This window comes from Bacteroides sp. AM16-13, from assembly GCF_003602705.1.
Taxonomy (GTDB): Bacteria; Bacteroidota; Bacteroidia; order Bacteroidales; family Bacteroidaceae; genus Bacteroides; species Bacteroides xylanisolvens.
In genome coordinates this window covers 1-5,200 of the sequence record NZ_QTLK01000049.1, presented here as the reverse complement: position 1 = coordinate 5,200, position 5,200 = coordinate 1, and the positions used below count along the sequence as shown (strand labels likewise).

General features: G+C 38.4%; 2 protein-coding genes. Both read left to right on the top strand.

Annotation, left to right across the window (positions count from 1 at the left end; all coding sequences use genetic code 11):
* Positions 1 to 190: 190 nt before the first annotated feature.
* Positions 191 to 3,517: a TonB-dependent receptor gene (locus tag DW173_RS23125; protein WP_117685350.1), complete on the top strand. Its 3,327-nt coding sequence runs from the start codon at positions 191 to 193 to the stop codon at positions 3,515 to 3,517.
* Positions 3,518 to 3,528: 11 nt separating this feature from the next.
* The gene (locus DW173_RS23120; protein ID WP_117685352.1) at positions 3,529 to 5,151 is read left to right on the top strand and encodes a SusD/RagB family nutrient-binding outer membrane lipoprotein; all 1,623 of its coding nucleotides are present in this window, start codon (positions 3,529 to 3,531) and stop codon (positions 5,149 to 5,151) included.
* Positions 5,152 to 5,200: the final 49 nt, after the last annotated feature.

Sequence of the window (5,200 nt, the reverse complement as noted above, 5' to 3'; positions counted from 1 at the left end):
CTCTAAGTACTTGGTAAATTCTAAATATAGGTTATTCAAGGGGGTATCAGATATTTCTTACTTTTTTCGAAAAAAAAGAGAAAATGGACTAAGTGTTTATTATATTAGCATTGTTTTATTAACAAAGGGAGGGAAAGTCGACACTCTTCTTTTTGAGTTTAATAAAATGTATAACCATTAAATTAAATGTATGGAAAGCAAACATTCGCTTCGAAAGTCGAAGTTATTTCGAGCTTTATTGATTCTTTTGTTGATAGCAGTTCCTGTACAATGGGCTGCGGCACAGTTGACCTTATCAACTCCCCGTACAACTTTAGGAACTGTAATTAAACAAATTCAATCACAATCAAAGTACCAATTTTTCTACAATGACAAGCTATCGACTGTCACAGTTGAACCTTTAAAAGTAAAAGATGCTTCTTTAGAGCAAGTTTTAAACACACTTTTGAAAAATAAAGATATCTCTTATAAAATAGAAGAGAATATAATTTATTTATCCGAAAAAGAAAATTCTAATTCACTACAACAACAAAGCGGGAAAGAACGTACTATAACCGGACAAGTTGTAGATGCTAAAGGAGAGCCACTGATTGGTGTTAGTATTTTAGTAAAAGGAACAACAGACGGAGCTATTACCGATTTGGATGGTAACTACAAAATTATGACAAAAAGCAATAACCCAGTTATTGTTTATTCTTATATCGGATATAAGACACAAGAAATTCCTTTGAAAGGACAGACAGCCATTAATATTACGATGATGGATGACACCCAAGTGATTGACGAGGTGGTTGTTACAGCTTTGGGTATTAAGCGTTCGGAGAAAGCTTTGAGTTATAATGTCACACAGGTCGATGCAGAATCAGCTTTAGCCGTAAAAGATGCGAACTTTATTAATTCGCTGAACGGAAAGGTTGCAGGTTTAAATATCAACTCTTCTTCTTCTGGTATTGGTGGTGCAAGTAAAGTTGTTATGCGTGGTTCCAGGGGTATCGAACAATCGTCTAATGCTCTTTATGTTATCGACGGTATTCCAATGTATAACCTGAGCGCTTCTGGTGGTTCTGAAGAGATGCAATCGCAAGGCTCTACAGAAGCTATAGCTGATATAAACCCAGATGACATTGAATCAATGTCAGTTTTGTCTGGTGCCGCTGCTGCCGCATTGTATGGTAGCAATGCATCTAATGGTGCTATTGTAATCACAACAAAAAAAGGAAAAGTGGGTCGTGTAGCCTTGACCGTATCTAGTAATACAGAAATGTTATCTCCATTCGTCATGCCACAGTTTCAGAATCGCTATGGAACTTCTGGAACAGATGCTAGTTGGGGGAAAAGACTGAACGAAGCTAATTACCGCGGATACGATCCTGCAAGTGATTATTTTCAGACTGGACTTATTGGAACAGAATCTGTAACACTTTCTACTGGTACAGAACACAATCAGACATATCTTTCTGCCGCAGCCGTTAATTCGCGTGGTATTATTCCAAATAACAAATACGACCGCTATAACTTTACATTCCGTAACACCACTCTTTTCCTAGAAGATAAGATGAAACTGGATGTTGGTGCTCAATATATTATGCAGAAAGACCGTAATATGGTGAATCAAGGTATTTATGCAAACCCGCTGTCTTCTGCTTACCTGTTTCCGCGTGGAAATGACTGGGAAGATTACAAAATGTACGAACGTTATGATTTAGAGCGTAATATGTATACGCAATATTGGCCTCAAGGAGGAGGATCGTTCCGTTTGCAAAATCCTTACTGGATTAATTACCGTAACTTGCGTGAAAATGACAAAGATCGTTATATGTTGAGTGCAGCTTTAAGTTACGATATTCTAAGTTGGTTGAACGTAGCTGGACGTGTACGTCTAGATAATTCATACAACACATATACACAAAAATACTATGCCTCTACCATCGCAACTATTGCTGAAGGTGAAAATGGTTTTTATGGTGTAACAAACACTCGTGACAAGCAAACATATGCAGACTTATTGTTGAATATAAATAAAACATTTGGAGAGGATTGGAGTTTAACAGCTAATATCGGAGCATCTTATTCAGACAATCGTTCTGAAGCTCTTGCCGTTAGTGGACCAATTGCAGCGAATGGACTTCCTAACTTTTTCACAGTTGCTCAATTGGATAAAGAAACTGGGAAACGTGAAGAAACTGGTTATCGTGAACAAACACAATCTATATTTGCATCTGCAGAAGTTGGTTATAGAAGTACTTACTACTTGACTCTTACCGGACGTAATGATTGGCCAAGTCAATTAGCGGGACCGAACTCAAAACAGTCTTCTTTTTTCTACCCGTCAGTAGGAGGCTCTGTTGTTTTGTCTGAACTTTTCAAATTACCTGAAAGTATTTCATACTTAAAACTACGTGCTTCTTGGGCATCCGTAGGTCTACCATTTGGACGCTTCCTTGCTTATCCAACTTTTTCATGGAATACTTCAACAGGAGCATACTCTTCTCAGTCTGCATATCCATTGTATGATTTGAAACCGGAACGTACAGATTCTTGGGAAGTAGGTCTTACTGCACGTTTCCTTAAACATTTCAATTTTGATGTTTCATTCTATAATACCAAGACTTACAATCAAACCATGGATGCAAAGCTTTCTCCAACAGGAGGCTATAGTACATTCTATGCGCAGACTGGTAACGTACGTAACCGTGGTGTAGAACTTTCACTTGGTTACAAGAATACATGGAACAAGTTTTCATGGAGTTCTAACTACACATTCAGTGCCAATAAAAACAAGATTTTAAGCCTGATTGATGGTTACATAAACCCTGTAACCGGTGAAGAAATAACAAAAGACCGTATGGATGTAGGTGGTTTATCAAAGGCACGGTTCATTCTAAAAGTAGGTGGATCTTTAGGTGATCTCTACTCACAATCTGACTTGCTTCGAGATTCAAATAATAAGATTTATGTAAATGCCGATGGAAATGTAGCAGTGAATGACAAAGCTGATGATATTTATTTAGGATCTGTTTTTCCAAAAGCTAATATGGCATGGCGCAATGACTTTCAATATGGTAACTGGGGACTTGGCTTCCTTCTTACTGCCCGTTTGGGAGGAGTCGTTTACTCTGCGACTCAAGCCGTTCTTGACTCCTATGGTGTATCCGAAGCTACAGCAGCAGCTCGTGATAATGGTGGAGTCGTGATAAACGGCAACGATATGATCGACGCGCAAAAGTGGTATACAGTGGTTGGTGCCGACAGCGGTATTCCTCAATATTACACTTATAGTGCTACCAATTTACGTCTGCAAGAAGCTTCTGTCAGCTACACTATCCCAAGAAAGAAATTGAAAAATATTATGGATATCACTCTTTCGCTGGTAGGTCGTAACTTGTGGATGATTTATTGCAAGGCTCCTTTCGATCCTGAATCTGTAGCCACTACAGGTAACTATTATCAGGGAATTGATTACTTTATGATGCCTAGCCTTCGTAGTGTAGGATTCAATTTGAAACTTAAATTCTAAAAACGGAAAAGATGAAGAAAAATAAAATAATACAGTTTATAGTCACTGGTATGTTTCTTTTCGGTGCAACTGCATGTACAGGAAACTTTGAAGATTACAATAAAAATCCTCATGAACCAGACCAAAATGACATGGGAGTAGATTGGTATTTGGTAAGATCATTAGCTCTTAATTTACAAGATTTGATGATGCCAGAACAAGAGAACTTTTCTCAATATGTAGACTGTTTGATGGCAGGAGCATTTTCGGGATATGTGGCAGACTCCAATTTGGGTACAGGTTGGTCTGGTCGTTACGCAACTTACAATCCTTCAGACGATTGGAAAAAAATTCCATTCAATGATTTTTATTCAAAGTTTTATCCTGATTACTTCAATTTGAAAAATCAAAGCGATGATGAACTTTTCTTATCGTTGGCCGAGTTATATCGTATTGTCGTAATGTTACGTGTAACAGATACATATGGTCCCATCCCTTATTCAAAAGTAGGTGCAGCTAATGCAATCAAATCCCCTTATGATTCTCAGCAAGCTGTCTATGCCAAAATGCTAGAAGATTTGGATAATATTATTGCAGTATTAGGAAAGTTTGCCAATCAAAGCTTCAGCTCAAGTGCTGATAGAATTTATAATGGCAATACATCAGCATGGTATAAGTTTGCCAACTCTTTGAAGTTAAGAATGGCGATGCGTACTTGCTATGTAGCAGGATTTAATGTGAATGGAAAAACATCGCAGCAATTGGCAGAAGAAGCTGTAGCAGCAGGTGTTATGACTGCTGCAACTGATGGCGCTTATCGTAAAGTTGCCGATCATAATCCATGGCAACGTTTTATGGTACTATGGTCAGATGCACGAATTTCAGCGGATTTAACTTGTTACATGAATGCATACAGCGATCCTCGTCGTGAAGCATATTATGATAAAAGTACTTTTGGCACCGTGTCGGGAAATGCATATACTGGAGAAGAAAGTTATGTAGGTTTACGTCGGGGTATTCTGCAAGGACAATATAATTCCTGGTCGCAAGGCTCTTCTTGTATGAAAGTCACTACGAGTGATAATATTGTTGTGTTCCGTGCATCAGAAGTCGCTTTCTTGCGTGCTGAAGGAGCTCTTCGTAACTGGAACATGGGAGGAACAGCTAAAGACTTCTATGAGGAAGGAATCCGTTTGTCGTTTGAAGAAAACGGAATTACCAGTGGAGTCGAAAATTATCTTGCAAGTACGGGAAAAGTAGAAGCATATAAAGATCCGTTGAAAGGACAAAGTGGCCAAACTTATGACTACTCTGGAGCTATTAATACAAATGTCACTGTGGCATGGGCTGGAGGTGATTTTGAAAAAAGCTTAGAACAGATTATTACTCAAAAATGGATTGCAAACTTCCCAAATGGTATGGAATCATGGACAGAATATCGCCGTACAGGTTATCCTAAATTGATGCCAATGGCAGCAAATGCAAGTGGAGGAGTTGTTAATGACACGGAAGGTGCACGACGCATGCCATATCCAACTGATGAATATCGTGAAAATAGAGAAAGCGTAGAAGCTGCAGTTGCGACATTGACACAAGAGTCCAAGACTAAAAGAGGAGATACGATGGCAACTCACGTATGGTGGGACTGTAAATAAATCAACTATTGAGTAACAAAAAATGAAACTATTTACCAAGTACTTAGAG